The sequence below is a fragment of the Microbacterium sp. NFH-22A-Y genome (assembly GCF_021401375.1).
Classification (GTDB): Bacteria; Actinomycetota; Actinomycetes; order Actinomycetales; family Microbacteriaceae; genus Microbacterium; species Microbacterium hominis.
Genome location: NZ_JACBGF010000002.1, coordinates 1,054,759 through 1,080,518, shown reverse-complemented (window position 1 = coordinate 1,080,518; position 25,760 = coordinate 1,054,759). Strand labels below are relative to the sequence as shown.

At 70.7% G+C, this 25,760-nt stretch carries 26 protein-coding genes; 5 read left to right on the top strand and 21 right to left on the bottom strand.

The genetic code is table 11. The annotated features are described in order from the left end of the window. Window positions 1-10: 10 nt before the first annotated feature. Window positions 11-967: an FKBP-type peptidyl-prolyl cis-trans isomerase gene (locus L0965_RS10835; protein ID WP_061782506.1), complete on the bottom strand. Its 957-nt coding sequence runs from the start codon at window positions 965-967 to the stop codon at window positions 11-13. Between the two features lie 94 nt (window positions 968-1,061). On the opposite strand from L0965_RS10835, the gene L0965_RS10830 reads away from it, so the two are divergent. Continuing rightward, window positions 1,062-1,895: a 1-acyl-sn-glycerol-3-phosphate acyltransferase gene (locus tag L0965_RS10830; protein WP_101306620.1), complete on the top strand. Its 834-nt coding sequence runs from the start codon at window positions 1,062-1,064 to the stop codon at window positions 1,893-1,895. On the opposite strand, the gene L0965_RS10825 is transcribed toward L0965_RS10830, so the two are convergent. Further along, on the bottom strand, window positions 1,864-2,388 hold the full coding sequence (locus L0965_RS10825; protein WP_101306621.1) for an OsmC family protein: 525 nt from the start codon (window positions 2,386-2,388) through the stop codon (window positions 1,864-1,866). The two genes, L0965_RS10830 and L0965_RS10825, sit on opposite strands and share 32 nt — an antisense overlap. A 62-nt stretch (window positions 2,389-2,450) precedes the next feature. Here L0965_RS10825 and L0965_RS10820 point away from each other — a divergent pair, with 62 nt between their 5' ends. After that, window positions 2,451-3,476 (top strand): asparaginase, encoded by a 1,026-nt coding sequence (locus L0965_RS10820; protein WP_061782492.1) that lies wholly within the window; start codon window positions 2,451-2,453, stop codon window positions 3,474-3,476. On the opposite strand, the gene L0965_RS10815 is transcribed toward L0965_RS10820, so the two are convergent. From L0965_RS10815 to L0965_RS10795, 5 genes are all read right to left on the bottom strand, one after another. Further along, window positions 3,357-6,275 (bottom strand): FtsK/SpoIIIE domain-containing protein, encoded by a 2,919-nt coding sequence (locus L0965_RS10815; protein ID WP_157831625.1) that lies wholly within the window; start codon window positions 6,273-6,275, stop codon window positions 3,357-3,359. The genes L0965_RS10820 and L0965_RS10815 overlap by 120 nt on opposite strands. A gap of 66 nt (window positions 6,276-6,341) precedes the next feature. Beyond that, the gene (locus tag L0965_RS10810) at window positions 6,342-7,130 is read right to left on the bottom strand and encodes a PP2C family serine/threonine-protein phosphatase (RefSeq protein ID WP_101306622.1); all 789 of its coding nucleotides are present in this window, start codon (window positions 7,128-7,130) and stop codon (window positions 6,342-6,344) included. A gap of 21 nt (window positions 7,131-7,151) precedes the next feature. Then, window positions 7,152-9,101: an ABC transporter ATP-binding protein gene (locus L0965_RS10805; RefSeq protein ID WP_060958903.1), complete on the bottom strand. Its 1,950-nt coding sequence runs from the start codon at window positions 9,099-9,101 to the stop codon at window positions 7,152-7,154. Between the two features lie 35 nt (window positions 9,102-9,136). After that, complete coding sequence (locus tag L0965_RS10800; protein WP_101306623.1) at window positions 9,137-10,870, bottom strand: ABC transporter ATP-binding protein; 1,734 nt, start codon at window positions 10,868-10,870, stop codon at window positions 9,137-9,139. Between the two features lie 133 nt (window positions 10,871-11,003). Then, complete coding sequence (locus tag L0965_RS10795) at window positions 11,004-11,687, bottom strand: DUF5684 domain-containing protein (protein ID WP_060958884.1); 684 nt, start codon at window positions 11,685-11,687, stop codon at window positions 11,004-11,006. 177 nt (window positions 11,688-11,864) lie between these two features. Here L0965_RS10795 and L0965_RS10790 point away from each other — a divergent pair, with 177 nt between their 5' ends. Beyond that, window positions 11,865-12,335 (top strand): DUF4282 domain-containing protein, encoded by a 471-nt coding sequence (locus tag L0965_RS10790; protein WP_101306624.1) that lies wholly within the window; start codon window positions 11,865-11,867, stop codon window positions 12,333-12,335. A 13-nt stretch (window positions 12,336-12,348) separates the two neighbouring features. On the opposite strand, the gene L0965_RS10785 is transcribed toward L0965_RS10790, so the two are convergent. The 13 genes from L0965_RS10785 to prmC form a co-directional block, all read right to left on the bottom strand. Next, window positions 12,349-13,101 carry a YaaA family protein gene (locus L0965_RS10785; RefSeq protein ID WP_101306625.1) on the bottom strand — a complete coding sequence of 251 codons (753 nt, stop codon included), beginning with the start codon at window positions 13,099-13,101 and terminating at the stop codon, window positions 12,349-12,351. Between the two features lie 88 nt (window positions 13,102-13,189). Next, the gene (locus tag L0965_RS10780) at window positions 13,190-13,453 is read right to left on the bottom strand and encodes a F0F1 ATP synthase subunit epsilon (protein WP_060958887.1); all 264 of its coding nucleotides are present in this window, start codon (window positions 13,451-13,453) and stop codon (window positions 13,190-13,192) included. A gap of 1 nt (window position 13,454) precedes the next feature. Beyond that, window positions 13,455-14,909, bottom strand: a complete 1,455-nt coding sequence (atpD, locus tag L0965_RS10775) for a F0F1 ATP synthase subunit beta (RefSeq protein WP_060958888.1) — start codon at window positions 14,907-14,909, stop codon at window positions 13,455-13,457. Window positions 14,910-14,933: 24 nt separating this feature from the next. After that, a complete protein-coding gene (locus L0965_RS10770) occupies window positions 14,934-15,848 on the bottom strand; it encodes a F0F1 ATP synthase subunit gamma (RefSeq protein WP_101306626.1) in 915 nt (304 codons plus the stop codon). Window positions 15,849-15,877: 29 nt separating this feature from the next. Then, window positions 15,878-17,518, bottom strand: a complete 1,641-nt coding sequence (atpA, locus tag L0965_RS10765) for a F0F1 ATP synthase subunit alpha (RefSeq protein WP_061782495.1) — start codon at window positions 17,516-17,518, stop codon at window positions 15,878-15,880. 15 nt (window positions 17,519-17,533) lie between these two features. After that, window positions 17,534-18,322 (bottom strand): F0F1 ATP synthase subunit delta, encoded by a 789-nt coding sequence (locus tag L0965_RS10760; RefSeq protein WP_101306627.1) that lies wholly within the window; start codon window positions 18,320-18,322, stop codon window positions 17,534-17,536. Then, a complete protein-coding gene (locus tag L0965_RS10755) occupies window positions 18,322-18,858 on the bottom strand; it encodes a F0F1 ATP synthase subunit B (protein WP_060958892.1) in 537 nt (178 codons plus the stop codon). The genes L0965_RS10760 and L0965_RS10755 overlap by 1 nt, the downstream gene beginning before the upstream one ends. A 26-nt stretch (window positions 18,859-18,884) precedes the next feature. Then, complete coding sequence (gene atpE / locus L0965_RS10750; protein ID WP_060958893.1) at window positions 18,885-19,118, bottom strand: ATP synthase F0 subunit C; 234 nt, start codon at window positions 19,116-19,118, stop codon at window positions 18,885-18,887. 49 nt (window positions 19,119-19,167) lie between these two features. Further along, window positions 19,168-20,037: a F0F1 ATP synthase subunit A gene (gene atpB / locus L0965_RS10745; RefSeq protein ID WP_101306628.1), complete on the bottom strand. Its 870-nt coding sequence runs from the start codon at window positions 20,035-20,037 to the stop codon at window positions 19,168-19,170. Window positions 20,038-20,082: 45 nt separating this feature from the next. Further along, the gene (locus tag L0965_RS10740; protein ID WP_101306629.1) at window positions 20,083-20,619 is read right to left on the bottom strand and encodes a hypothetical protein; all 537 of its coding nucleotides are present in this window, start codon (window positions 20,617-20,619) and stop codon (window positions 20,083-20,085) included. Then, on the bottom strand, window positions 20,616-21,803 hold the full coding sequence (locus tag L0965_RS10735) for an MraY family glycosyltransferase (protein ID WP_101306630.1): 1,188 nt from the start codon (window positions 21,801-21,803) through the stop codon (window positions 20,616-20,618). Before L0965_RS10735 ends, L0965_RS10740 begins: the two co-directional genes overlap by 4 nt. Further along, on the bottom strand, window positions 21,800-22,498 hold the full coding sequence (locus tag L0965_RS10730; protein WP_061782497.1) for an L-threonylcarbamoyladenylate synthase: 699 nt from the start codon (window positions 22,496-22,498) through the stop codon (window positions 21,800-21,802). Before L0965_RS10730 ends, L0965_RS10735 begins: the two co-directional genes overlap by 4 nt. A gap of 200 nt (window positions 22,499-22,698) precedes the next feature. Further along, a complete protein-coding gene (prmC, locus tag L0965_RS10725; RefSeq protein WP_101306631.1) occupies window positions 22,699-23,595 on the bottom strand; it encodes a peptide chain release factor N(5)-glutamine methyltransferase in 897 nt (298 codons plus the stop codon). 176 nt (window positions 23,596-23,771) lie between these two features. Between prmC and cysK the strand changes: the two genes are divergently transcribed. Beyond that, on the top strand, window positions 23,772-24,710 hold the full coding sequence (gene cysK / locus L0965_RS10720; protein ID WP_061782498.1) for a cysteine synthase A: 939 nt from the start codon (window positions 23,772-23,774) through the stop codon (window positions 24,708-24,710). Window positions 24,711-24,718: 8 nt separating this feature from the next. Continuing rightward, window positions 24,719-25,324 (top strand): serine O-acetyltransferase EpsC, encoded by a 606-nt coding sequence (gene epsC, locus L0965_RS10715; protein WP_060958899.1) that lies wholly within the window; start codon window positions 24,719-24,721, stop codon window positions 25,322-25,324. Between the two features lie 7 nt (window positions 25,325-25,331). Here the strand turns inward: epsC and L0965_RS10710 are convergent, their stop codons facing one another. Beyond that, window positions 25,332-25,736, bottom strand: coding sequence for a phage holin family protein (locus L0965_RS10710; protein WP_060958900.1), 405 nt, complete (start codon window positions 25,734-25,736; stop codon window positions 25,332-25,334). Window positions 25,737-25,760: the final 24 nt, after the last annotated feature.

The window sequence follows — 25,760 nt, the reverse complement described above, 5'->3', positions numbered from 1 at the left end:
CCGATCGGGACTACTGGTTCTGCGAGGTCTGCGCGCCGAGGATGTCGACGACGAACACGAGCGTCTCGCCCTTCAGGTCGGTCGTGTTGATCTCGCCCTCGCCGTACCCGTCGGCGGGGGTCATCACGACCAGCACCTGCGAGCCGACGGTCTGACCCTCGAGCGCCTTGCGGAAGCCCTCGACGACCCCCGTCGTGCTGAAGCTCGTGGGGACACCGCCCTTGTCCCAGGTGGAGTCGAAGGTCTCGCCGTTCGACCAGCGCACGCCGGTGTACTGCACCAGCACCTGGTCGCCGCTCTGCACGGTCGCGCCGTCGCCCTTCTTGAGCGTCGCGATCTGCGTCTCGGCCGGCGGGTTCCCGCCCGGCAGCGTGATCGTGGGGGCGCCGTTGTCGGCCAGCGCGACGGTGGGCATGCCCGCGACGGGCTCCTGGGAGGCCCCCCACGCGGCGCTCGGCACCACCGAGAGCAGATCGACGACGTAGACCTGTGCCGCGCCCTGCTCGCTGGCCGGGAAGGTCGCGACGACGCGCTCGCCCGGCGCGCCGCAGCCGAGCACCTGGCCGAGCGGGCTCGACGCGGAGATTTGGGCGGGCAGCAGCTGACCGGCCTGGTAGCCGATGTCGCCCATCTTCTCGCCGGTCTCGGCGTCGTAGGCGGTCATCGCGTAGGAGATGAAGTCGCCCGCGGCGACGGGGGTCCCGGTGCCCTTGTCGATGGTCTTCGCCTCGAGCTTGTCGATCTGCAGCGGGGCGGTGAAGGACAGGGTCGGAGACGTACCCGCGTCTCCGCTGACGGTGACCGCGTCGACCGCGGTGCCGGCGGCGACCTGGGCCGAGCAGAGGTCGGCCGCAGCGTCGGCGCTGGGGCTCTGCGTGGCGGCGTCGCCGCCCGAACCGGAGCATCCCACGAGGAGGACGGCCGAGACGGCGGCGATGGACAGAGCGGCGAGCGGGCGCAGGCGCACGATGAGGACCTCACAGATGGGAGACGGGACCCGCCCATCCTCTCGCACTTTGTTCTGTGCGCGCTGGGAGATCGTCGGCGAGCCCTGGCGGGGCATGCGTGATCGGGCATGCGATCGGGAGTACCCTCATCTGGTGACATCCGCCGAGCCCGCCCCCGACGCCGCCGGCGAACAGGCGCCGCCCGAGACGGGCCCCCACGACGTGACCGGCATCGGCCCGACCTACGTCATCGGCCGCTGGGTCGTGGCGCCGCTCGCCCGCCTCGTGTACCGGCCGCGCATCGAGGGCCGCAAGAACTTCCCCCGCAAGGGCGCGGTCATCATCGCGAGCAACCACCTGTCGTTCATCGACTCCTTCGTCATCCCGATGGCCGCCCCGCGCCCCGTGCGGTTCCTCGCGAAGTCGAGCTACTTCGACGGCACCGGGATCAAGGGATGGTTCTCGCGGCAGTTCTTCTACGCCGTCGGCGCGTTCCCCGTCCAGCGCGGCGCGGGACAGGCCGCCCTGGACGCCCTGGATCAGCAGCGCCGCATGCTCGAGGAGGGCTGGTCGACCGCGCTGTACCCGGAGGGCACCCGCTCGCTGGACGGACGCCTCTACAAGGGCCGCACGGGCGTCGCCTTCCTCGCCCTGCAGACCGGAGCGCCCGTCATCCCCGTCGGCCTCGTCGGCACCAACGAGATCATGCCGGTCGGCGCGAAGTTCCCGCGTCTGCGGCCGCGGGTGACCGTGCGCTTCGGCGAGCCGCTCGATCTGTCGCACCACGGCTCGGCCGACTCGGGCCGCGCCCGACGGCAGGCCACCGACGAGATCATGGCGGCCATCCACGCCCTCTCCGGCCAGGAGCTGGCGGGTGCCTACAACGAGGCTCCCGCGTCGAATCCCGTCGAGCGGCTCAAGCAGGTCCTTCCCCACGAGCGTCGCTGACCCCCGCGCGAGCGTCGCTGACACCCGCGACGACGACCACGGCCTCGTGCCGCACGGGGAAGTTGACGGAGTTCGCGATGAAGCACCACTCGCGCGCCTGCGCGTGGGCCGCCTCGGCCGCGGCGACCATGGATGCCGCGGCCACCTCGACCCGGGGGTGCAGGGTCACCTCGGTGAACGACCCCCCGCCGCGGCCGTCCTCCGTCATCAGGCCGGTGGCGCTGTCTTCGTAGGACACGACGACGACGCCGGCCTGGACGCACGCGTGCAGGTACGACAGCAAATGGCATTCGGACAGCGCCGCCAGCAGCAGGTCCTCGGGGTTCCACTTCGCCGGGTCGCCGCGGAACGGCCGGTCGCTCGAGGCGTCGAGGGCGGGTTTGCCGTCGACCGAGATCGTGACCGAGCGGTCGTAGTCCCGGTATCCGCTCGTGCCGGTGCCCCGGTTGCCGGTCCACCTGCTGTGCAGCGCGTAGCGATGCTCACCGTTCATGCGGCCAGTCTGCCATCCGCGACCGCCGCGGCCGATGCGCGCAGGGAAGTAGGCTCTTCTGCGTGTCAGATCCTCACGCCTCCGCCCGATCGTCCGCGCGCAACGGAACCATCGCGGTCGGCGACGCCGTCGAGCTCGCCGTCGTCGAGCGCAGCGGCTTCGTCGAGTCGCGGCATGCGGGCGCGGCGATCGTGCTCGACGCAGAAGGCGTCGTCCGGCTGAGCCTCGGCGACGTCGAGGCGCCCATCCTGCCGCGCTCGAGCATGAAGCCGCTGCAGGCCCTGGGCTGCCTGACGGCGGGCGTGACGCTGGAGGGCGAGCAGCTCGCGCTTTCGACGGCGAGCCACAGCGGCACCGACCGGCACGCCGCGGTGGTCCGGGAGATCCTGGGACGGGCCGGCCTCGGCGAGGACAGCCTGCAATGCCCTCCGGCATGGCCCGGCGACACCGCGACGCGCGACGAGCTCGTGCGCGAGCTCGGCCAGCCCGAACGGGTGCGGATGAACTGCTCGGGCAAGCACGCGACGATGCTGCTGGCCTGCACCGCGAACGGGTGGGACCCGGGCAGCTACCTCGACCCGCAGCATCCGCTTCAGGTGCACATCCGTGAGGTGATCGAGCGCCTGACGGGCACGAAGGTGTCGACCATGGCCATCGACGGGTGCGGGGCGCCGGTGTACGCCATGAGCCTGACCGCCCTGGCGCGCGCGGCGCACCGGATCGGCACGGCGTCGGAGCGATCCCCGTTCGCGCTGCATCGCCAGGCCGGCGCGCTCGTGCGCGCGGTGCGGGAGAACCCGTGGGCGATCGACGGCCCGGGACGGCCCGACACGATCGCGATCGAGCGCCTCGGAGTGTTCGCCAAGGGCGGCGCCGAGGGCGTCATGATCATGACGGCTCCCGACGGCACGACCGTCGCGCTCAAGACCCTCGACGGCAGCGGCCGGGTGGCGACGGCGGTGGCCCTCTCACTGCTCGCCCGCGTCGGCGCCCTGACCGCGGAGGACGCCGCCGCCACGATGGCGCAGCTCCCCCTCGAGATCACCGGCGGGGGCCGCGAGGTGGGACGCATCCGCCCGACCGTCTGATCGGCGCCCCGGCGGCAGGCGGACCCGCACGCACTCCCGTCCGGGAACGACCCGCCAGGCGCGCCCGGCTGCGGACGCGGCGAACGGCGGCAGCTCTCGCCGACCCGTCACGGCGCGGAACTCGGGGAGGCACTCCGCGCCGATCAGCAGCTCGTGCGCCGACCTGACGCGCGCCAGCAGGCGCCATTGCGCGAGCCACTCGTCGGCGGCGCCGTGGACGACCAGGGTCTCGCGCGGGGCACCCGGCGGCGCTGCCGCCGGGTCGATCAGGTCGGATGCGGCAGCCTCGGCGACGGTCAGCAGACGCGCTCCGCGGGCAGCGCAGGCCGCGGCGAGACCGCGCGGGTCGGCGCCCGGACCCGCCACGACGGCGGTGACACCGCCGACGGCGCCCGCCGGTGACCACACGGGCGGCGCGGGGCCCGGCGCGGGCATCACGGGCGCGTCGGTGTGGGCGAACTGGACGAGGAGCCGGCCCCAGCGTCCGCGCCCCACCGGCTGATCGGAAAGGAAATGGGCGGAGTCGCCGCCGGCGGCGACGTGGTCGGCGCGCGTCGCGAGCGACAGCAGGGCGCGATGCGGGAGGAGCTCGATGATGCGCGCCGAAGGGCCCGAGATCCGGGCCGCGGAGACGACGACGAGCCGGCCCGCCCGGCGCGCGTCACGGACGATGCGCTCCAGACGGGCGACGAACTCGACGGCGTACTCCGCGGAGAACCGGCCGACGAGGGCGTCGAGGTCGTCGATCAACACGGCGCCGCCGGTCGCGGAGCGCAGCAGAACGTCGACCGCGTCCCACGCGCCCTCCGCGTCCGCCGGAACCCACAGCGGAGCAACGCGAAGCTGGCGCGCGACCGTCCGGAGCACCCCCGTGCGCCCACTCGCGGCGGCCCCGACGACGGCGAGACCCGCGGCATCCTCGGGGAGGACCACCGCCTCCTGACGCTGCCGGTCCGGCTCGTCCGCGAGCCCCAAGACGATCCGTCCCGGGCGGGCGACCCGTTCGAGAGGCACGGATGCCGCGAGCGGCGGAAGCCAGGGCGCCCGCGCACGCTGCGCTCCCGCCGCGACCCGGATCGCCTCCAGGGCGCGCGCGGTGCATCGGGCGACGCGCAGGCGCCGCGGCTCATCGTCCGCCGCGCCGCGGATCAGCGCGATCCCCCGCCCCTCCGGGCGCCCCGACAGCCGCACCGCGTCGTCGGTGCCGAGGACGAGGCGGGAGTCGGCCGCGTCGGTGGTGCGCAGAGCGATCCGCAGCGGCGCGTTGGCCAGGACGGCGTCGCGGAAGGCGCCGGTCGCCCGCTGCGACGCGAGCACGAGATGCATCCCGAGCGCCCGCCCGCGCGCCGCCACATCGGCGAAGAGCTCGTGCAGCTCGGGATGGGCGTTGATGAGGGCCGCGTACTCGTCGACGACGATGACGAGGCGCGGGAGGGCACCGACCGCCTCGTCGATGTCCTTCGCCGCGTGCGCGGCGAGCGTCCGCTCCCGATGCCGTATCTCGGCACGAAGGCTCTCCACCGCCCGCACCGCGGCCTGCTCGTCGAGATCGGTGAGCACGCCCGTCACGTGCGGGAGGGCCGCGAGCGCGTCGAATGCGCGCCCTCCCTTGAAGTCCACGAGGAGCAGGGCCACCTCGGTCGCATCACGGCCCCGGCACATGCCGGCTGCCCACGTGCACAGCAGCTCGCTCTTGCCGCTGCCGGTCGTGCCGATCACGACGGCGTGCGGACCGTCGGTCACCAGATCGAGGGAGACGACCTCGCCCGCGCTCACTCCCAGCGGACAGCGCAAGCTGCCCGGACGGGGCTCGTCGACGGCGAGGTCGTCGACGGTGGTCGCCTCGTCCGCGCGGTGTCCGAGGCCGTGCGCCCGCGCCGCGAGCGCCGACGCGATCTCGGCGGCCTGGGCGGCCGAGACGGCCTCGACCTGCACCGAGCGGGTGTTCCCGTCGTGATCCAGCCGCCCCCGGTCTCCCCCGGCGAGCGTGAGCACCGCCGCGCACCGCGGCGGCACGGGATCGTCTTCACCGATCACGACGATGGGGATGTCGGCGCCGGCGGGAACGCGCGCAGCGGCATCCGTCACCACGACGGCCGCCCCCGCCGTCGCGTGGGCGTGGGGCAGCTCGCCGGCGACCGCGAGGACCGTGCTCAGCGCCGCGGGGTCGGCGACCCGCACTCGACCGGGAGGGTGGACCAGGCACACCTGCAGCAGCAGCGCCCGGGCCACGGATGCCGCGAGCACGGCCGGCCCGCGCACGGCGATGCCCGCGTCCAGCGGGATCGTCACGGGTACGTCCTCGATCTCGCGGGCGCGACGGCGCAGCGCACGCGCCGCCTCGTCGGCGGCGTCGCCCTCGATGCGCAGACCGCTGACACCGGCTCCGCGCCCGACCACGAGGCAGCTCTCGCGGCCGGGGACCGCCCGCCAGATCTCGGCGTCGTCGCCGCACAGCGCCGCGACGTCGGGAGTGCGGCCCCACGCGCGCGCACGTTCCTCGGCATGGCGCGTCTCGACCTCGCGGCCCAGGCGGGTCAGCTCGCCGCGTGCGGCGCGACGGGCCGCGTGTCGCGCGCGGCGCGCGGCGCGCAGCCCGTCACCGAAGGAGGCGACGGCCAGCAGCGGTCCGAGCGCCGCGAACCACAGGGCGTACGTCGATCCCGTCACCCGCCACAGCACGAGTGCGCCGACGACCGGGACGATCGCCGCCAGCACGGGCACCGGTGCGCGCACCGGCGGAGGCGGCACCGACGGCAGGCGGAGGAGATCGTGCTCACGGGCGGCGACATCGCTCATGCCGGCAGTCAACCGGCCCGTGGACAGCGCCGACCGCGGATGCGGACGATCGGTGGAGGGAAGGCGTCAGTCGGCTGCCGGGGAGGAACCCGTGCGGTGGACGTCGAGGACGATGATCGAGATGTTGTCGCGGCCGCCGTTCTCCAGCGCCGCCTCGAGCATGTCGTCGGCCGCCGCACTCGGGTCATCGTGCTGCAGGAGGAAATGCAGGATGCCGTAGTCCGTGAGTTCCTTGGTGAGCCCGTCGCTGCAGATGACGAAGCGGTCGCCGTCGATGACCTCGAGGCGGACGTAGTCGGGCGCGACGCCGTCGGAGGGGCCCACGGCGCGGGTGATCACATTGCCGTAGGGGTGGTTCTCCGCCTCTTCCGGGCTCAGCCGTCCCGCGGCGATGAGCTCCTGCACGACGGAGTGGTCCGTCGTCACCTGGGCGAGGCCGCCGTCACGGAAGAGGTAGACCCGGGAGTCGCCGATGTTGAGGGTGACCCAGGTCGGCTCGGGTGTCGAGGTGTCGAGGTACACGCCGGTGACGGTCGTGCCCGTCCCGTCGTCGGTCGCATCGGGGTGCGAGGCGATGTCGGCGACGGCCCGTGCGAGCGCCTTCTCGATGCTCTTGGGGGTCACCTCGCCCTTGGCGGCGATCGACTCCAGGCGCGCGACCGCGCTGCTGCTGGCGATCTCCCCACCGATGTGCCCGCCCATGCCGTCGGCGACGACGAAGAGCGGATACTCGGCGAGGACCGCATCCTGATTGACCTCGCGCCGCCGACCGCGGTGGGTCAGTTCCGACCACTGCAGTTCGAGCACACCGTCCGCGAGCGGGATGGTGCGCGAATGGGTCGCGGCTTCGGGCACGGTCCCACTCTAGTGGACGCCTCAGCCCCGCACCCCGCCGACAGGCGCACCGCTCGGCGGAAGGTCGGCGATCCCCTCGTCGTCGACGGGCGCCTCGAACTGCGCGTCGTAGAGCCGGCGGTACGCACCGCGCGCGGCGAGCAGCTGCTCGTGGGTGCCCTGCTCGACGATCGAGCCCTCCTCCATCACGAGGATCAGGTCCGCGTCGCGGATGGTCGAGAGCCGATGCGCGATCACGAACGCGGTCCGGTCGGTGCGAAGGCGCGACATCGCCCGCTGGATGAGCAGCTCGGTGCGGGTGTCGACCGAGCTGGTCGCCTCGTCGAGGATGAGGATGCGGGGATCGGCGAGGAAGGCGCGGGCGATGGTGATGAGCTGGCGCTCACCGACCGACAGATTCGTCGCCTCGTCGTCCAGCACCGTGTCGTAGCCCTCCGGCAGGGCGTGCACGAACCGGTCGACGTAGGCGGCCGTGGCCGCCGCGACGATCTCCTCCTCCGACGCCTCCGGACGCCCGTACGCGATGTTCTCGCGGATGGTGCCCGAGAACAGCCACGTGTCCTGGAGCACCATGCCGGTGCGTGCCCGCAGGTCGTCGCGGGTCATCCGCCGGGTGTCGACCCCGTCGAGCGCGATCGCCCCGGCATCCACATCGTAGAAACGCATGATGAGGTTCACGAGCGTGGTCTTGCCCGCACCCGTGGGCCCGACGATCGCGACGGTGCTTCCCGGCTGCGCCTCGAGGGTCAGCCCGTCGATGAGCGGCTTGTCGGCCACGTAGCGGAAGCTCACGTCGTCGAACTCGAGGTGAGCGGCGTCGGCGGGCGCGGTCGCCGCCGGATCGGGATCGGGCTCCTGCTCGGGCTCGTCCAGCAGCTCGAACACGCGCTCGGCGCTGGCGACGCCGGACTGCAGCAGGTTCGCCATCGACCCCAGCTGGCTGAGCGGCTGGGTGAACTGGCGCGAGTACTGGATGAAGGCCTGCACATCGCCGATCGAGAGCAGTCCCGCGGCCACCTGGAGACCGCCGACGACGGCGATGCCGACGTAGACGAGGTTGCCGATGAACATCATCGCGGGCATGATCACGCCGGAGAGGAACTGCGCGCCGAAGCTCGCGCGGTACACCTCCTCGTTCTCGACCGCGAAGTCCTGCTCCACCGCCCGCTGGTGCCCGAAGACCTTCACGACGGCGTGGCCCGAGAAGGTCTCCTCGACGCGTGCGTTCAGGATGCCGGTGGCCTTCCACTGGGCCACGAAGAGCTTCTGCGAACGACGGGCCACGAGCACGGTGACCAGGACGGTCAGCGGGATCGTGACGAGCGCGATGACGGCGAGCAGCGGCGAGATCACGAACATCATCACCAGCACGCCCACCACGGTGAGCAGCGACATGATGACCTGCGACAGCGTCTGCTGCATCGTCTGGCCGATGTTGTCGACGTCGTTCGTCACGCGGCTGAGGAGCTCTCCGCGCTGCACGCCGTCGAAGTACGACAGGGGCAGGCGGTGGATCTTCTCCTCCACGCGGACACGCAGCCGGTGCATCGCGCGCTGGACGATGCCGTTGAGCAGACGGGCCTGGAGCCAGTTGAAGACCGCCGCGAACACGTAGATCGCGAGGACGGCGAGCAGGATGGTGCCGAGCCGGCCCATGTCGATGCCGGCGCCGGGCGTGAAGTCCATCGCGGAGAGCATGTCGGCCTGCTGCTGATTGCCGCTGGCGACGAGCTGGTCGATGACCTGCTGCTTGGTCGCCCCGGCCGGCACCTGCATCGAGATGAATCCGGCGAACACGACGTTCGTGCCCTCGCCGAGGATCTTCGGTCCGAGCACCGAGAGCCCCACCGACAGCACACCCAGGATCAGGACGACCACGAGCTTCGCGTTGTCCACGCGCAGGGTGGCGAGCAGGCGACGCGCGCTCGGGCCGAAGTTCTGCGCCTTCTGCACCGGCGCGCCCCCGGCCATCGGGCCGCCGCGCGGGCCGCGGGGCCCCGGGCCGCTCACGATGCCTCCTGCGCGGCGAGCTGCGACTCGACGATCTCGCGGTAGGTCTCGCTGGTCTCCAGGAGCTCCTCGTGCGCGCCGATGCCGACCATGCGACCGTGGTCGAGGACGATGATCTGGTCGGCGCTCTGGATCGTCGAGACGCGCTGGGCGACGACGATGCGCGTGGCGCCGGGCAGATGCATGTCCAGTGCTCGGCGCAGCGCCGCGTCGGTCTGCAGGTCGAGCGCCGAGAACGAGTCGTCGAAGATGTAGATCTCCGGCTGCTTGGCGAGCGCACGGGCGATCGCGAGGCGTTGACGTTGGCCGCCGGAGACGTTCGTGCCGCCCTGCGCGATCTGGGCCTCGAGTCCTCCCGGGAGCGCCGTCACGAAGTCCTTCGCCTGGGCGAGCTCCAGCGCCCGCCACAGCTGTTCGTCGGTGGCGTCCTCGTCGCCGTAGCGGAGGTTGGAGGCGACGGTGCCCGCGAACAGGAACGCCCGCTGCGGCACCAGCCCCACCCGCTCCCAGAGATCGTCCGGATCCATCGTGCGCACGTCCACCCCGTCGACCGTGAGACTGCCCCCGGTCACGTCGAAGAGGCGCGCGATGAGCCCGACGAGCGTGGACTTGCCCGACCCGGTCGAGCCGATGATCGCGGTGGTGGTGCCCGGCTCGGCCTGGAAGCTGATGCCCTGCAGCACCGGCGCCTCGGCACCGGGGTAGGTGAACTCCACGTCGTCGAACACGACCCGGCCGCCACCGCGCGCGGCCGGCACCGGCGTCTGCGGGGCCCGGACCGAGGGCTCGGTGTCCAGCACGGCGCCGATGCGGTCGGCGCACACCGCCGCGCGCGGGATCATCACGAACATGAAGGTCGCCATCATGACGCCCATGAGGATCTGCATCATGTAGCTCAGGAACGCGAAGAGCGTGCCGATCTGCACGCCGTTGTCCTGCACCTCCGCAGCGCCGAACCAGATGATGGCGACGGAGGAGAGGTTCATCACGAGCATGACCGCGGGGAACATCAGCGCCATCAGGTTGCCGGCGCGAAGCGCCGTCTCCATGACGTCTTCGCTCGCGCGGGTGAACCGGGCGCGCTCCTCGTCCTCGCGCACGAAGGCGCGGACCACGCGGATGCCGGTGAGCTGCTCGCGCATGATCTGGTTGATCCGGTCGATGCGGGCCTGCATCTTGGTGAAGGCCGGCACCATCCGCACCACGATGAGCGACACGATCACCAGGAGCACGGGGACCGACACCGCGACGAGCCAGGACAGCCCGGCATCCTGTCGCACCGCCATGACGATGCCGCCGATCGCCAGCATGGGAGCGGCCACCATGACCGTCGCCGACATCTGCACGAGCATCTGCACCTGCTGCACGTCGTTGGTGTTGCGGGTGATCAGCGACGGCGCGCCGAACTGGCCCACCTCCCGCTGCGAGAAGGCCACCACGCGATGGAACAGGTCCGCGCGCAGCGCCCGGCCGAGTCCCATCGCGAGCCGCGACCCGAAGTACACGGCGATGAGCGAGCACACGATCTGCACCAGGCTCACGCCGAGCATGACGCCGCCGGTCTGCCAGATGTAGCCGATGTCGCCGGTGATGACACCTTTGTCGATGATGTCGGCGTTGAGCGTGGGCAGCAGCAGCGAGGCGACCGACTGGCCGAGCTGGAAGACGACGACCAGCACGAGCAGCGGCCATGACGGTGCGATGTAGCGCACCAGGATCCTGCCGAGCACGGCACCACCTTCCCGCGCCCCACGAGATGAGCGTGAGATGAGCGCGAGACGACGCTACGCCCGCGCGCCGTCCACGCTCAACCGCCCGGGTGCGCTGTGAGCGAACCCGGGCGGTCGAGGTGAGAAGGTGCGATCAGGAGCGCGGCGGCTCCGGAGCCGCGGGGGGCTCCGTCGTCGGAGGCTCGGGCGCCGCGGGCGGCTGCGTGGCCGCGGGCGGCTGGTACGTGGGCGGCGCCGGCGGCTGGTATCCCGCGGGCGGTGCCGGCGGCTGGTAGGCCGGCGGCTGGTACCCGGCCGGAGCGGCGCCGGTGGCCTGGACGGGAACGCCCTGCCACACGGTGCGGTCGGCGAGGAAGCCGTTCGCGGCCCACGGTGCCGGTGCGACGCTCGGGTTCCAGCGCGACTTGTCGAACGCGAGGATGCCGAGCCAGACGATGCCGAGGAGCACGTAGAGGATGACCCAGGGGGTCTCCTTCTGGAGCTTGAGGCCGACGCGCCACGCGGCCAGCGCCCCGACGACGATGGGGAGCAGGGCGATGATCCATCCGAGGACGGGGATCTGGCTCAGCAGGCCCGACGCCAGGATGGCCCCGAGCATCACCCACGGGCTGACGTCGCCGAGCTTGGCGAACACCATGAAGTTGTAGATCGGGACCCAGGCGCGCCACTTGCCCTGGACACCGGCCTTGTCGAAGATCTTCATCAAGAAGAAAGCGCTGATCACGTAGCCGATCACCGCGAAGATGAAGATGAAGAATGCGAGCGCGATCAGGGCAGCCGCAGCCGCAGCCGCGCTGCCTCCCGAGTAGTCATCCATGAAAACCTCCCCCGGCGAGTCTCGCCGTCGAGCACGACCACCCTGGCCCGCTCGGCTCACATCGTATTGGTAGTGCCCCGACGAGCGCGACGTCTGTTGCGGTGGGTCTTCCCGGGGCGGTCGCGCCGATCGATAGCCTGTCCCCATCCCGCCCACCGCCATCCGGAGGAAGACGCCATGACCGAGCCGTCCGCACCCACACCGCCGCCCCTGCCCGAGCGACCCGCAGAGGAGGCCGCCCGCGAGATGCCCCGCCCCGAGGGGATCGCCGGCGTCGACGACACGGGGGTGCCCCGGCTCGTGGGCGATCTCGACGACATCGGCCGCGGCTTCCTCGCCGCCCTGTTCGACCTGTCGTTCACGCGGTTCATCACCCGCCGCCTCGCGAGCGTCTTCTACCTCGTGGGGCTGGTCGCCATCGGCATCGCCTTCATCGCGAGCTTCCTCGGCGGGATCATCTCGGGAATCGGCTCGCTGTGGTGGAACCCGGGCGGCGGCATCGCCCTGATCCTCTCGACGCTCATCGTGGTCCCCGTGCTCGCGTTCCTCGCGGTCGTCGTGCTGCGGTTCGTCATCGAGGCCGGCGTCGCGCTGGTCGCGATCGCCGAGAACACCGAGCGCACGGCCGCGAACACCTCACGCGACTGACGGCACGGGGCCGTCAGACGACGAGCTCGATCTCGCCCGCCGCGCCCTCGCGCAGGACGACGTCGTTCGCCGTCGCCCAGCGCAGTAGCGCGTCGATCGTGGAGATGCGCGGCCGGGTCTGGGCGAGGGCGCGTACGAGGGCGCCCTTGCCGGCCTTGTTGAAGTGGTTGAGGGCCCGAGCGGTCCCGTCGTCGCCGACGGTCACGACCCGCAGGTAGGCGCAGCGGAGTCCGGACGGGACCGGCCCCAGAGCCGCGTAGGCCTCCGAGCGCAGGTCGAGGACGAACGCGGGAGCCTCGGCCGCCAGCGCGGACGACACGGCGCCGGCCCAGTGGCGACGCAGCGGCGGGATGCCGGGGAGCGCGGTGCCCGCGGCGAGACGGTAGGCGGGGATCGCGTCGAGCGCGGCGACCGGGCCGAACGGCGCGGAGTGGATGAGGACGTGCGCGCCGAGCCAGCGGCGCGCCGCGGGCTCCAGCGTCGCGGCATCCAGGGCGTCGAAGAGGACGCCCGTGTAGCGATCGATCGCCGGCATCGTCGGCGCGCGGCGCAGTGCGGCATTGTCGGCGATGTCGCCGCGCTGGCGCGCGGAGAGTCTGAGCACGGCGGCCGCCGCGTCCTCGTCCGCGCTGAGGGCGATCAGCGCATCGATCACGGCCTCGCGGGCGTCGGTCAACGCGGGCAGGGCCAGCGACCCGACATCCAGCGGCCGGGACGCCCGTCCGCCGGGACGCTTCGTCTCCGACGGCGGCAGCAGGATCAGCATCACGCCTCCCAACAGTGAGAAACCACTCCCCTGCCGACGAACCACCGGAGCGGTGGTTCGTCGAGAGGGAAGTGGTTTCTCGAGGTTTTCAGCGAGACGCGAGTGCGGCGTGGCCGGCCACGATGGTGAGCTCGTCGCCCTCCATCGACAGGAATCCATCCTGCGCGCTGGCGACGACCTTCGTCCCGTCGGGCTGCGTGATGCGCACCTGCCCTTCGGCGAGGATCGCGAGCACGGGCTCGTGACCGGTCATGAAGCCGATCTCGCCCTCGACGGTCTTGGCGACGACGAGATTCGCCTCGCCGTGCCAGACCTCCTCCTCCGCGGAGACGAGGGTGACGGTCAGCGCCATGTCAGCTGTTCTCCTTCTGGATCTTCGCCCACTTCTCCTCGACGTCGGAGATGCCTCCGACGTTGAAGAAGGCCTGCTCGGCCACGTGGTCGAAGTCGCCCTTGACGATGGCGTCGAACGACTCGATGGTCTCCTTGATCGGGACCGTGGAGCCCTCGACACCGGTGAACTTCTTCGCCATGTAGGTGTTCTGCGAGAGGAACTGCTGGATGCGGCGGGCACGCGAGACGACGATCTTGTCCTCTTCGGACAGCTCGTCGACACCGAGGATCGCGATGATCTCCTGCAGCTCCTTGTTCTTCTGCAGGATCTGCTTCACGGCCGTCGCCACCCGGTAGTGGTCCTCGCCGATGTAGCGCGGGTCCAGGATGCGGCTGGTCGAGGTCAGCGGGTCGATGGCCGGGTAGAGGCCCTTCGACGCGATCTCGCGGGAGAGCTCGGTCGTCGCGTCGAGGTGCGCGAAGGTCGTGGCCGGCGCCGGGTCGGTGTAGTCGTCGGCCGGCACGTAGATCGCCTGCAGCGAGGTGATCGAGTGACCGCGCGTGGAGGTGATGCGCTCCTGCAGCACACCCATCTCGTCGGCGAGGTTCGGCTGGTAGCCCACGGCCGACGGCATGCGACCGAGAAGGGTCGACACCTCGGAGCCCGCCTGCGTGAAGCGGAAGATGTTGTCGATGAACAGCAGCACGTCCTGCTTCTGCACGTCGCGGAAGTACTCCGCCATCGTCAGCGCCGACAGCGCGACGCGAAGACGCGTCCCCGGCGGCTCGTCCATCTGGCCGAAGACGAGCGCGGTCTTGTCGAAGACGCCCGCCTCCTCCATCTCGCCGATGAGGTCGTTGCCCTCACGGGTACGCTCACCGACACCGGCGAACACCGACACACCGCCGTGGTCCTGCGCGACGCGCTGGATCATCTCCTGGATGAGGACGGTCTTGCCGACACCGGCGCCGCCGAACAGGCCGATCTTGCCACCCTGCACGTAGGGCGTCAGCAGGTCGATGGACTTGATGCCGGTCTCGAACATCTCGGTCTTCGACTCGAGCTGGTCGAAGTTCGGCGCCTGGCGGTGGATGCCCCAGCGCTCGGTGATCTCGACGGTCTCGCCGGGCTCGAGGTTCAGGATGTCGCCGGTGACGTTGAACACCTTGCCCTTGGTGACGTCGCCGACCGGGACCGTGATGGGGCCGCCGGTGTCGCGCACCTCCTGGCCGCGGACCATGCCGTCGGTGGGCTTGAGCGAGATGGCGCGCACCAGGTCGTCGCCGAGGTGCTGCGCGACCTCGAGGGTGATCTCCGTCGCGTCGTCGCCGATCGTGATGGTCGTCTTCAGCGCGTTGTAGATGTCGGGGATCGCATCGTGCGGGAACTCGATGTCGACGACCGGGCCGGTGACGCGTGCGACGCGCCCGACGACCGTCGTCTCGGCCTGTTCGGCGGTGGCGGTGGCAGTCATTGTCTGTCTCTTTCGGTGTGGGCGTTATTTGCCGGATGCCAGGGCGTCGGCACCGCCGACGATCTCGGCGATCTGCTGAGTGATCTCGGCCTGACGCGCGTTGTTGCGCAGGCGGGTGTAGTCGGTGATGAGCTTGTCGGCGTTGTCGCTGGCGCTCTTCATCGCCTTCTGGGTCGCGGCGTGCTTCGCGGCCGACGACTGCAGGAGCGCGTTGAACACGCGGCTCTGCACGTACACCGGCAGCAGCGCGTCGAGGACGACCTCGGGGCTGGGCTCGAACTCGTACAGCGGGTAGACCTGGGTGGCCGCGCCGGCGGACTCGACGACCTCGTCCGCCTCGACGACCTCGAGGGGCAGCAGACGAACGGTCTGCGGCTCCTGGGTCATCATGCTGACGAAGCGGTTGAAGACGAGATGGATCTCGTCCACGCCGCCCTCCTCCTCGCCGCCGCGGTCGTAGGCGTCCAGCAGGGCGCCCGCGATCTGCTCGGCGGTGTTGAAGTGCGGAGTGTCGGTGTCGCCCACCCACTCGCCGGCCGACGCCATGCGGCGGAACTGGAAGTAGCCCACCGCCTTGCGCCCGACGAGGAAGTACTCGACCTCCTTGCCCTGGGAGCGCAGCAGCTCACCGAGCTGCAGGCCCTCGCGCAGGATCTGCGAGTTGAAGGCACCGGCGAGCCCTCGGTCGGAGGCGAAGATGACGACCGCCGACCGGCGGATCGTCTCCCGCTCCGTCGTGAGGGGATGCTGGACGTTCGAGTGCGTCGCCACGGCGGAGACGGCCCGTGTCACGGCGCGCGCGAAGGGCGAGGAGGCGCGCACGCGCGCCATCGCCTTCTGAATGCGCGAAGCCGCGATGAGCTCCATCGCCTTCGTGATCTTCTTGGTCGTCTGAGCAGAAGAGATCTTCTGCTTGTAGACCCTGAGTTGTGCTCCCATGGATTCTCTGTCTCAGATCGCGCCGGGCGTCAGCCGCGGCGGCCCTTGACGATCTGCTCCTGGTTCACGTCCTCCTCGTGCGCGGCGGCGACCTCTTCGTGACCGGGCTTGTTGATGGCCTGGCCCTTGCCGCCCTGGAACTCGAGGATGAAGGCGTCGGTGACCTTCTCGAGCTCGGCGACCGTCGCGTCGTCGAGCACGTTGGTGTCGCGGAGCGTGTCGAGGATCGTCGTGTTGCGCTTGAGGTAGTCGAGCAGGTCGCGCTCGAAACGGAGCACGTCCTCGACCGCGATCGTGTCGAGCTTGCCGTTGGTGCCGGCCCAGATCGACACGACCTGCTCCTCGACGGGGTACGGGTCGTACTGCGGCTGCTTGAGCAGCTCGGTCAGACGCGCACCGCGCTCGAGCTGACGGCGCGATGCCGCGTCGAGGTCGGAGGCGAACATGGCGAACGCCTCGAGCGAGCGGTACTGGGCCAGCTCGAGCTTGAGCGTTCCCGAGACCTTCTTGATCGACTTGACCTGGGCGTCGCCGCCGACGCGCGAGACCGAGATGCCCACGTCGACCGCGGGACGCTGGTTCGCGTTGAACAGGTCGGACTGCAGGAAGATCTGGCCGTCGGTGATCGAGATCACGTTGGTCGGGATGTAGGCCGAGACGTCGTTGGCCTTCGTCTCGATGATCGGAAGACCCGTCATCGAGCCGGCGCCGAGCTCGTCGCTCAGCTTCGCGCAACGCTCCAGCAGACGCGAGTGCAGGTAGAACACGTCGCCGGGGTACGCCTCACGGCCCGGCGGGCGGCGCAGGAGGAGCGAGACGGCGCGGTAGGCCTCGGCCTGCTTCGACAGGTCGTCGAAGATGATCAGGACGTGCTTGCCGCCGTACATCCAGTGCTGGCCGATGGCCGAGCCCGTGTAGGGCGCGAGGTACTTGAAGCCGGCGGGATCGGATGCCGGGGCCGCGACGATCGTCGTGTACTCCATGGCACCGGCGTCCTCGAGCGCACCCTTGACGGAGGCGATCGTGGAGCCCTTCTGACCGATGGCGACGTAGATGCAGCGGACCTGCTTGTTGACGTCGCCCGACTCCCAGTTGGCCTTCTGGTTGATGATCGTGTCGATCGCGATGGCCGTCTTGCCGGTCTGACGGTCGCCGATGATGAGCTGACGCTGACCGCGGCCGACGGGGATCATCGCGTCGATGGCCTTGATGCCGGTCTGCATGGGCTCGTGCACGCTCTTGCGCTGCATGACGCCGGGCGCCTGCAGCTCGAGGGCGCGGCGCCCCTCGGTGGCGATCTCGCCGAGGCCGTCGATCGGGTTGCCGAGCGGGTCGACGACGCGGCCGAGGTAGCCGTCGCCGACGGCGACCGACAGGACCTCACCGGTACGGGTGACCTTCTGGCCGGCCTCGATGCCGGAGAACTCGCCGAGCACGACGACGCCGATCTCGTTCTCGTCGAGGTTCAGCGCGAGGCCCTCCACGCCGTTGTCGAAACGCACGAGCTCGTTCGCCATGACGCCGGGAAGACCCTCGACGTGCGCGATGCCGTCGGCGGCGTCGACGACCGTGCCCACCTCGGTGGCGGCGGCGCCGGCCGGCTCGTAGGCGGCGACGAAGTCTTTCAGCGCGTCACGGATGACGTCGGGGCTGATGGTCAGATCTGCCATGGTGTTCCTTCTGTTCTAGCCAGCGAGGCGCTGGCGCAAGTCGTTGATTCGGGAGGAGACGGTCCCGTCGATGACGTCGTCACCGATCTCCACGCGCATTCCGCCCAGCACCTCCGGGTCGACGACGACGTTCACGGTGACGTCGGCGTCGTAGCGGGCGCTCAGCGCGGCCGCGAGGCGATCCTGCTGCGCGGCGTCGAGCGCGCCGGCCACCCGCACGGTGGCGACCTTCTTGCCGCGCTGGTCGGCGACGAGCTGGAGCGCGCGGTTCAGAAGGAAGCGCACACGGCGCTCCCGGGGCTGCTGCACCAGCTGCGAGGCGATGAGGGCCGTGGCCTCTCCCGCCCGACCGCCGAGCAGCTTCTCGATCAGCGCGCCCTTGGCCGACGCGTCGCCCCGCCTGCTGCCGAGCGCCAGCTCGAGCTCGGGGTTGGCCGCGACGAGGCGTGCGACCTGGAACAGCTCGCCCTCGACGTCCGTGCCGGGAGCCCCGATCGCGGCGGCGCGGATCGCGAGCTCCTCGATGCCGGAGATGAGGTCGCGCGTCGACGACCAGCGCTGCGAGACCGCGGAGGTCAGCAGCCGGACGGCGACGGGACCGTACCCGGCGAACACGGCGCGGGCGACCTGGGCGCGCACCTCGGCAGGCGCGCCCCATGCGGAGAGCGCGCCGCTCAGCTGCGCCGAGTCGGCGATCTCGCGCGCGGCCGCGAACAGCTCGCGAGCGACCGTGAGGTCGCCCACGCCGGCTGCCGTCAGCTCCGCCGTGGTCGTCGCCAGTGCCTGAGTGGTCGCGCTGCCCATTACTTCGCCTTCTCGAGGTCAGCGAGGAAGCGGTCCACGACGCCCTTCGCCTTGGCGTCGTCCGAGAGCGACTCGCCGATGACGCCGCCGGCCAGGTCGAGCGCCAGGGTGCCGACCTCGCTGCGCAGCGACACGAGCGCCGTCTGGCGCTCCGCCTCGATCTGCGTGTGCGCGGCGGCGGTCAGGCGCGAGGCCTCGGCGGATGCCGTGTCCTTCGCCTCGGCGACGATCTTCTTGCCGTCCTCACGGGCGGCGTCGCGGATCTCACCGGCCTCCTTGCGAGCCTCGGCGAGCTGCGCCGTGTACTCCTCGAGCGCGGCTTCGGCCTTGCGCTGCGCCTCGTCGGCCTTCGCGATGTTGCCTTCGATGGCGGCGGCACGGTTGTCGAGCAGCACCTTCATCTTGGGAAGGGCGACCTTCCACACCACGACGAGGATGACGATGAAGCAGACACCCGACCAGATGATGTCGTACCAGGCGGGGATGAGCGGGTTGTGGCCCGCTTCCTCCGCGGCGTACGCGACAAGATTGCGCATCCTGTCTCCTTAACTGGTGCGGGCGATCAGACGAAGATGAAGCCGGCAGCGATGCCGATGAAGGCGAGCGCCTCGGTGAAGGCGATACCGATCCACATGAGGACCTGCAGGCGGCCGGCCAGCTCGGGCTGACGGGCGACGCCCTCGATCGTCTTGCCGACGACGATGCCCACGCCGATGGCGGGGCCGATGGCCGCGAGGCCGTAGCCCATCGTCGCGACGTTGCCGGAAAGCTCGGCGAGAACCGTAGTTGCGTCCACGGGGTTTTTCCTTTCGGGGTTGGGTGGGAGAGGCGGGAGCCTCGCCCGCTCAGTGCTCTTCTGCCACCGCGAGCTGGATGTAGACCGCGGTGAGGATGGTGAAGACGTAGGCCTGGAGGAAGGCCACCAGGATCTCGAACAGGGTGAAGGCCAGACCGAAGGCGAGCGAGCCCGCCGCCAGAGCCGACCACCAGCCGCCGAGGGTGATGAGGAAGAACTGCGTCGCCGAGAAGAACAGGACGAGCATGAGGTGACCGACGATCATGTTCATCAGCAGTCGCAGGGTGAGCGTCACCGGGCGGATGATGAACGTCGACAGGAACTCCAGCGGCGTGACGATGATGTAGAGGAACGGCGGGACGCCCGAGGGGAACAGCGCGTTCTTGAAGAAGTTCTTCGGGCTCTTCTTCATACCCGCGTAGATGAACGTCACGTAGCTGATCACCGCGAGCATCAGCGGGACGGCGATGATGCTCGTCCCGGCGAGGTTCATGAACGGGATGATGCCTGTGATGTTGAAGAACAGGATCATGAAGAACATCGTGGTGAGGATCGGCAGGAAGCGCTGCCCGTCCTTCTTGCCCAGGAGGTCTTCGGCGATGTTCACGCGGACGAAGTCCAGGCCCATCTCGGCGATGCTCTGGAAACGGCCCGGCACGATCCGCATGCGACGGGTTCCGGCCCACAGGAACAGCACGAGAGCGATCGTCGCGATGAACTGGATGAGGTGGATCCGCGTGACGGGGACGCCCAGGACGCTGAAGAGGACGTCCGGGAAGAACTCATCGATGGACGGGCCGTGGAAGCCGCCGTCTTCGGCGGTCTTGGCGATCAGTGTCGCAGCTTGGGTAAACAGCGCTGGCTCCAGCTTCGGGGCACCGGATGCAACCGGTGCGACGATGGTCGGTGTGAGCGTCACTGCGCACGCGTTTCGCGGAGCGCGAACGGGCGCAGAGACAGCCTATCAGCCCCGGGAGGGGTTATCGTCCGCGGGCCGCGGACCGTCCTCGGCATCCCCCCTTTCCGGGGGCGCCGGGCGTCGCGCTTCGTCGATGACGTCGGCGAGCGTGGGCAGCGAGGCGTCGCTGACGACGGGCACGCGCATGCGCACCATCACGATCGCGTCGATCGCGAGCGAGACCACCACGCTGATGACGAGCGCGATGAAGAACACGCCGGCATTCAGCCACGGCTGGCCCCGCAGCAGGAACAGCACGACGAGGAAGACGACGAACTTCAGCAGCCATCCGCCCATCACGGCGCCGAAGAAGATCGGCACGTACAGCGGATCGCCGAACCACCGGTTGGACACGAGGATCGTGACCGCCGTGAACCCGAGGAAGACCGCCGCGAGGACGATCGCGACCAGCGCGCTCCACAGACCGGAGGTCCCGGCCACGGCGAAGCCGATCAGCGCGCCGACGACGGCCAGGATGCCGGTGGCGAGGGCCGACCACAGGAGGGTCGTGCGCAGGACGGTGGTGCTGGACAGGGAGCTCATGAGGTCCTCGGGGTCGGATCGGACGGGGGCGCCGCGGCGCCGTCGGCAGCGGTGGGGGCGGAACGCCGGGACGGCATGAAGGTGACGACGAGGCAGGCCGCGATGCCGACGAGGACGAACACCCCGCCGATCGCGTAGTCCCCCGGCCAGTTCTGGGTCGTCCCGATGTACATGAGCAGCACGCCCACCGACACCACGGCCGTCCACGCGTAGAAGATGAGGACGGCGTCGCGGTCGCTGTGCCCCATGTCGAGCATGCGGTGGTGCAGGTGCTTGCGATCGGGAGAGAAGGGCGACTTCCCGCGCGCCATGCGGCGCACGATCGCCATCCCGAAGTCCAGCAGCGGCAGCAGCACGACGACGACGGGCAGCAGGATGGGGATGAACGCACCCAGCAGCTGCGAGCGGCCGAACACGTCGTTGTCGCCGAGCAGCGCCGGCGGCAGGTTGCCCGTGAACACGATCGCCGACGACGCCATGAGAAGTCCGAGCAGGAGCGCCCCCGAGTCTCCCATGAACAGTTTCGACGGGTTCCAGTTCAGCGGCAGGAAGCCGATGCACACACCGATGAGGGCGACGGCGATGAACGAGGCGAGGCTCGAGTAGCTCGATGCGCCCGTGTCGCGCGCGACGAGGTAGGTGTACACGAAGAACACCGCGTTGGCGATGAGAGCGACCCCGGCGACGAGGCCGTCCAGTCCGTCGATGAAGTTGACCGCGTTCATGACGATGACGATCGCGATCACCGACATCGCGAAGCTCGCGAAGCTCGACACCACGAACTGCTGGCCGAACGGGATGAAGAAGATCTGGATGCCGCCGAAGCCCACCACGATGCCGGCGGCGAGGAACTGCGCACCCAGCTTGATCATCCAGTCCAGATCCCACAGGTCGTCGAGCACGCCGACGACGACGATCAGGGCGGAGGCGCCGAGCAGCGACCAGATGACCGCCGGATCGGCCCAGAAGATCTGGAAGTAGCCGATCTGCGAGGAGATGCCGAAGGCCACCAGCACGCCGAGGAACATGGCCACACCGCCGACGCGCGGCTTGGGCGTGGTGTGGACGTCACGCTCACGGATCTCGGGGTACAGCTTGAGCCGCATCCCGATCCGCCAGACGACCCAGGTGAAGCCGAGGGTCGCCACGGCCGTCACGGCGACGGTGAGCAGATAGAACCTCATGGCGCGGGCGCGTCGTCGCCGAGCGGCTCGGGGTCGGGCTCGAGCAGCTCGCCCAGCACCTCGCGGAGCCGGTCGCGCGGGACGGCGCCCTCGCGGAGCACCCGGACGGGACGCCCTCCCGGGACGGCGAGTCCCGTCGCGTCGACGATCGTCGACGCGACGCCGTGCGAGGACGGTCCCCCGTCGAGGTAGACGGAGACGCTGTCGCGGAGCATCGTGTAGGCGCTGTGCACGTCGACGGCCGCGGCCTTGCCGGTGAGGTTGGCGCTGGAGACCGCCAGCGGGCCGCAGTCCTCGAGCAGCTCGAGCGCGATGCGGTCGGCGGGCATGCGCACCGCCACGGTGCCGCCCGTGTCGCCGAGGTCCCACGACAGGGAGGGCTGCGACGGCAGCACGATCGTCAACCCGCCCGGCCAGAACTCCTCGACCAGTCGCTCCACGGGAGCCGGAACGTCCGAGACCAGGGCGCGCATCGTCGACAGGCCCGCGACCAGGACCGGAGGGGGCGACTGGCGCCCGCGCCCCTTCGCCGCCAGGAGCGCGGCGACGGCGCTGGCGCTGAACGCGTCGGCCGCGATGCCGTACACGGTGTCCGTCGGCATGACGATGAGCTCACCGCGCCCGATCGCCTGCCGTGCCTTGCGCAGACCCGGAAGCAGCTGCTCCGTGTCGCGGGCGTCGAAGAACTCAGACATATCGTGTCCAGTCTACGTTTCACCCGCGCGACGTTTCGACTCGCTGCGCTCGCTCGACGACCGGAAGGCGCGCGACGTTTCGACTCGCTGCGCTCGCTCAACGACCGGAAGGCGCGCGACGTTTCGACTCGCTGCGCTCGCTCAACGACCGGAAGGCACGCGACGTTTCGACTCGCTGCGCTCGCTCGACGACCGGAAGGTCAGGGGCGGAGGGCCGTCGTCGCCCGGTCGCGGAGGGTGAGGTCGGGATGCGTGGCGCACGCGCGCCAGCCGTCGGCCTCCAGCAGCGCGCGGATGGGGCCGCCCTGCCATTCCCCGTGCTCGATCACGAGGGTCCCCCCGGGGCGCAGCAGACGCCGGCCGACCCGGGAGAGCACGCGGACGACGTCCAGGCCGTCCTCTCCCCCGTACAGCGCCGACGGCGGGTCCCAGTGGCGCACCTCCGGGTCGCGCGGCACGGCGGCGTCGGGGACGTAGGGCGGGTTGGAGACGAGCACGGCCACCGAGCCGTCGAGCTCCGGGAACGCGTCGGCGAGGTCGATGAACGCCAGGCGCGCCTGCGGCGCGTGCCGGGCGAAGTTCTCCTTCGCCCACACGAACGCGTCGAGCGCGTTCTCCGCCGCGTGCACCTGCGCGTGCGGCACCTCCGTGGCCATCGCCAACGCGATGGCGCCCGAGCCGGTGCCCAGGTCGACGGCGACGGGCTCGGCATCCGGCACGGCGCGCAGCGCGTCGATGGCGAGCTGGGCGACCATCTCGGTCTCGGGCCGCGGCACGAAGACTCCCGGACCCACCCGCAGCTCGAGATGGCGGAAAGGAGCCGTGCCCGTGAGGTGCTGGAGCGGCTCACGGGCGGCGCGGCGGGCGATCAGCGCCTCGAACGCCGTCGTGTCATCGGGGACGTCGTCGCCACGCAGAGCCGCGGCGAGCAGTTCTCCGCGCGTGCGGCCCCAGACGTGCGCCGCCAGCAGCTCCGCATCGACGTCGGGCGTCTGCACCCCCGCGGCGGCGAGCGTCTGCGTCGCCCGTCGGAGCAGGTCGGACAGGCCGGTGGCAGCGCGTCGTGCGGGCGCGCCGGAATCGTGCGGGGGGATCATGAGCCCTCCCACCCTAGTCGCGCCCGCCGGCGGATGCCGCGCGGGAGGCCCGTGCACCCGTGAAGAATCGTCACAATCGACTCCGGAGCAGATCGGGCGCTTAGGCTGGTGCGAGACGCCGACGGCGACGCGATCACGCACGACCGGGCGGCACCCGACCGCACGAAAGGCAGGCCATGTCCGGCATCCACCCCGACATCACGAGCGCATTCGGCAACACTCCCCTGGTGCGTCTGAACCGCATCGCCGAGGGCCTGCCCGGCACGGTGCTCGCCAAGCTCGAGTTCTACAACCCGGCGTCCTCCGTCAAGGACCGCCTCGGCATCGCGATCGTCGACGCCGCCGAAGCGGCGGGCGCGCTGCAGCCGGGCGGCACGATCGTCGAGGGCACGAGCGGCAACACCGGCATCGCGCTGGCGATGGTCGGCGCCGCACGCGGCTACAAGGTCATCCTCACGATGCCCGCGTCGATGTCGGTCGAGCGTCGTCTGCTGCTGAAGGCCTACGGTGCCGAGCTCGTGCTCACCGAGCCCGCGCTCGGCATGAAGGGCGCCGTCGCGAAGGCGGAGGAGATCGCCGCCGCGACGCCCGGCGCCATCCTCGCAAAGCAGTTCGCCAACGAGGCCAACCCCGCCATCCACCGCAAGACGACGGCCGAGGAGATCCTCCGCGACACCGACGGCGAGATCGGCTACTTCGTGGCCGGCATCGGCACCGGCGGCACGATCACCGGCGTCGGCCAGGTGCTGAAGGAGCGGGTGCCGGAGGCGAAGGTCATCGCCGTCGAGCCGGCCGACTCCCCGCTGCTGACCAAGGGCACGCCCGGGCCGCACAAGATCCAGGGCATCGGACCGAACTTCATCCCGGAGATCCTCGATCAGGGCGTCATCGACGAGGTCGTCGACGTCGAGTTCGACGACGCGATCCGCGTCGCCCGCGAGGTCGCGACCACGGAGGGCATCCTCGTCGGCATCTCCTCCGGCGCCGCGATCTGGGCCGCACTGCAGATCGCCGCCCGCCCCGAGGCCGAGGGCAAGAACATCGTCGTGATCATCCCGTCCTTCGGCGAGCGGTACCTCTCGACGGCGCTCTACGAGCACCTGCGCGAGGACTGATCCCCGACGTGACCCGCACCACCGGCCCCTCCGCCGCGCCGCGACTCGGGGCGTTCGCCCGCGTCCGCGAGGACATCGCCGCCGCGAAGCTGCGCGACCCCGCAGCCCGCGGCGCGGCGGAGATCGCCGTGCTCTACTCCGGCCTGCACGCGATCTGGTCCTACCGCCTGGCGAACGCCCTGTGGCGGCGCGGCTGGCGCTTTCCGGCCCGGGCCCTGTCGCAGCTGACGCGCTGGCTGACCGGGGTGGAGATCCATCCCGGTGCGACCATCGGGCGGCGCTTCTTCATCGACCACGGCATGGGCGTCGTGATCGGCGAGACGGCCGAGATCGGTGACGACGTCATGCTCTACCACGGCGTCACCCTCGGCGGACGCACCCGCGACGCGGGCAAGCGCCACCCCACCCTGGGCGACGGCGTGGCGGTGGGCGCCGGCGCGAAGATCCTCGGCCCCGTGCGCATCGGCGCCGGATCCGTCATCGGGGCCAACGCGGTCGTCACGCGCGACGCACCGGAGGACTCGGTGCTGGTCGGCGTTCCCGCGAAGGCGCGCACGCGCCGCGCGGGCGAAGACACCCGCGCGCTGCTGACGACGCCGGAGTACTACATCTGACGCATCGTCAGGACGCGCGCCGGCTCTCGACCTTCTTCTTGAGGAGCACCGCGGGCAGCAGGAACGCCGCGATCGCGGTGACGACCCACACGATCATCGGGGCGACCACCCAGGTCCACCAGGGCGATCCGATCGTGAGCCCCGCCCCCGGGATGATCGCCGTGACGAGCAGGGCGACGAAGGTCGACACGATGCCGATGCCGCCGAGGAAGGCCGGCGCGTTGCGCTGGGCGACGCGCGCGAGCCACGGGGCGAGGACGCTCTGCAGCACCGCGAAGATCACGATCGCCAGGATGAACCCGAACGGACTGCGCCAGTCGATCGTGAAGCCGGGCAGCACGATGTCGGCGACGATGAGGCCGACCGCCGCCGACGCGAGGAAGACGAGGGCGCGCAGGAGGAACGTGATCATGACGCGAGCGTAGCGGCATCCGTC

What these genes read in the sequence shown, in the direction of transcription:
- L0965_RS10830 (WP_101306620.1), top strand. Translation starts at nt 1,062, where the DNA reads ATGCGTGATCGGGCATGCGATCGGGAGTACCCTCATCTGGTGACATCC.
- L0965_RS10825 (WP_101306621.1), bottom strand. Translation starts at nt 2,388, where the DNA reads ATGAACGGTGAGCATCGCTACGCGCTGCACAGCAGGTGGACCGGCAAC.
- L0965_RS10815 (WP_157831625.1), bottom strand. Translation starts at nt 6,275, where the DNA reads ATGAGCGATGTCGCCGCCCGTGAGCACGATCTCCTCCGCCTGCCGTCG.
- L0965_RS10805 (WP_060958903.1), bottom strand. Translation starts at nt 9,101, where the DNA reads ATGGCCGGGGGCGCGCCGGTGCAGAAGGCGCAGAACTTCGGCCCGAGC.
- L0965_RS10795 (WP_060958884.1), bottom strand. Translation starts at nt 11,687, where the DNA reads ATGGATGACTACTCGGGAGGCAGCGCGGCTGCGGCTGCGGCTGCCCTG.
- L0965_RS10790 (WP_101306624.1), top strand. Translation starts at nt 11,865, where the DNA reads ATGACCGAGCCGTCCGCACCCACACCGCCGCCCCTGCCCGAGCGACCC.
- L0965_RS10785 (WP_101306625.1), bottom strand. Translation starts at nt 13,101, where the DNA reads ATGCTGATCCTGCTGCCGCCGTCGGAGACGAAGCGTCCCGGCGGACGG.
- L0965_RS10780 (WP_060958887.1), bottom strand. Translation starts at nt 13,453, where the DNA reads ATGGCGCTGACCGTCACCCTCGTCTCCGCGGAGGAGGAGGTCTGGCAC.
- atpD (WP_060958888.1), bottom strand. Translation starts at nt 14,909, where the DNA reads ATGACTGCCACCGCCACCGCCGAACAGGCCGAGACGACGGTCGTCGGG.
- L0965_RS10770 (WP_101306626.1), bottom strand. Translation starts at nt 15,848, where the DNA reads ATGGGAGCACAACTCAGGGTCTACAAGCAGAAGATCTCTTCTGCTCAG.
- atpA (WP_061782495.1), bottom strand. Translation starts at nt 17,518, where the DNA reads ATGGCAGATCTGACCATCAGCCCCGACGTCATCCGTGACGCGCTGAAA.
- L0965_RS10760 (WP_101306627.1), bottom strand. Translation starts at nt 18,322, where the DNA reads ATGGGCAGCGCGACCACTCAGGCACTGGCGACGACCACGGCGGAGCTG.
- L0965_RS10755 (WP_060958892.1), bottom strand. Translation starts at nt 18,858, where the DNA reads ATGCGCAATCTTGTCGCGTACGCCGCGGAGGAAGCGGGCCACAACCCG.
- L0965_RS10740 (WP_101306629.1), bottom strand. Translation starts at nt 20,619, where the DNA reads ATGAGCTCCCTGTCCAGCACCACCGTCCTGCGCACGACCCTCCTGTGG.
- L0965_RS10735 (WP_101306630.1), bottom strand. Translation starts at nt 21,803, where the DNA reads ATGAGGTTCTATCTGCTCACCGTCGCCGTGACGGCCGTGGCGACCCTC.
- L0965_RS10730 (WP_061782497.1), bottom strand. Translation starts at nt 22,498, where the DNA reads ATGTCTGAGTTCTTCGACGCCCGCGACACGGAGCAGCTGCTTCCGGGT.
- prmC (WP_101306631.1), bottom strand. Translation starts at nt 23,595, where the DNA reads ATGATCCCCCCGCACGATTCCGGCGCGCCCGCACGACGCGCTGCCACC.
- cysK (WP_061782498.1), top strand. Translation starts at nt 23,772, where the DNA reads ATGTCCGGCATCCACCCCGACATCACGAGCGCATTCGGCAACACTCCC.
- L0965_RS10710 (WP_060958900.1), bottom strand. Translation starts at nt 25,736, where the DNA reads ATGATCACGTTCCTCCTGCGCGCCCTCGTCTTCCTCGCGTCGGCGGCG.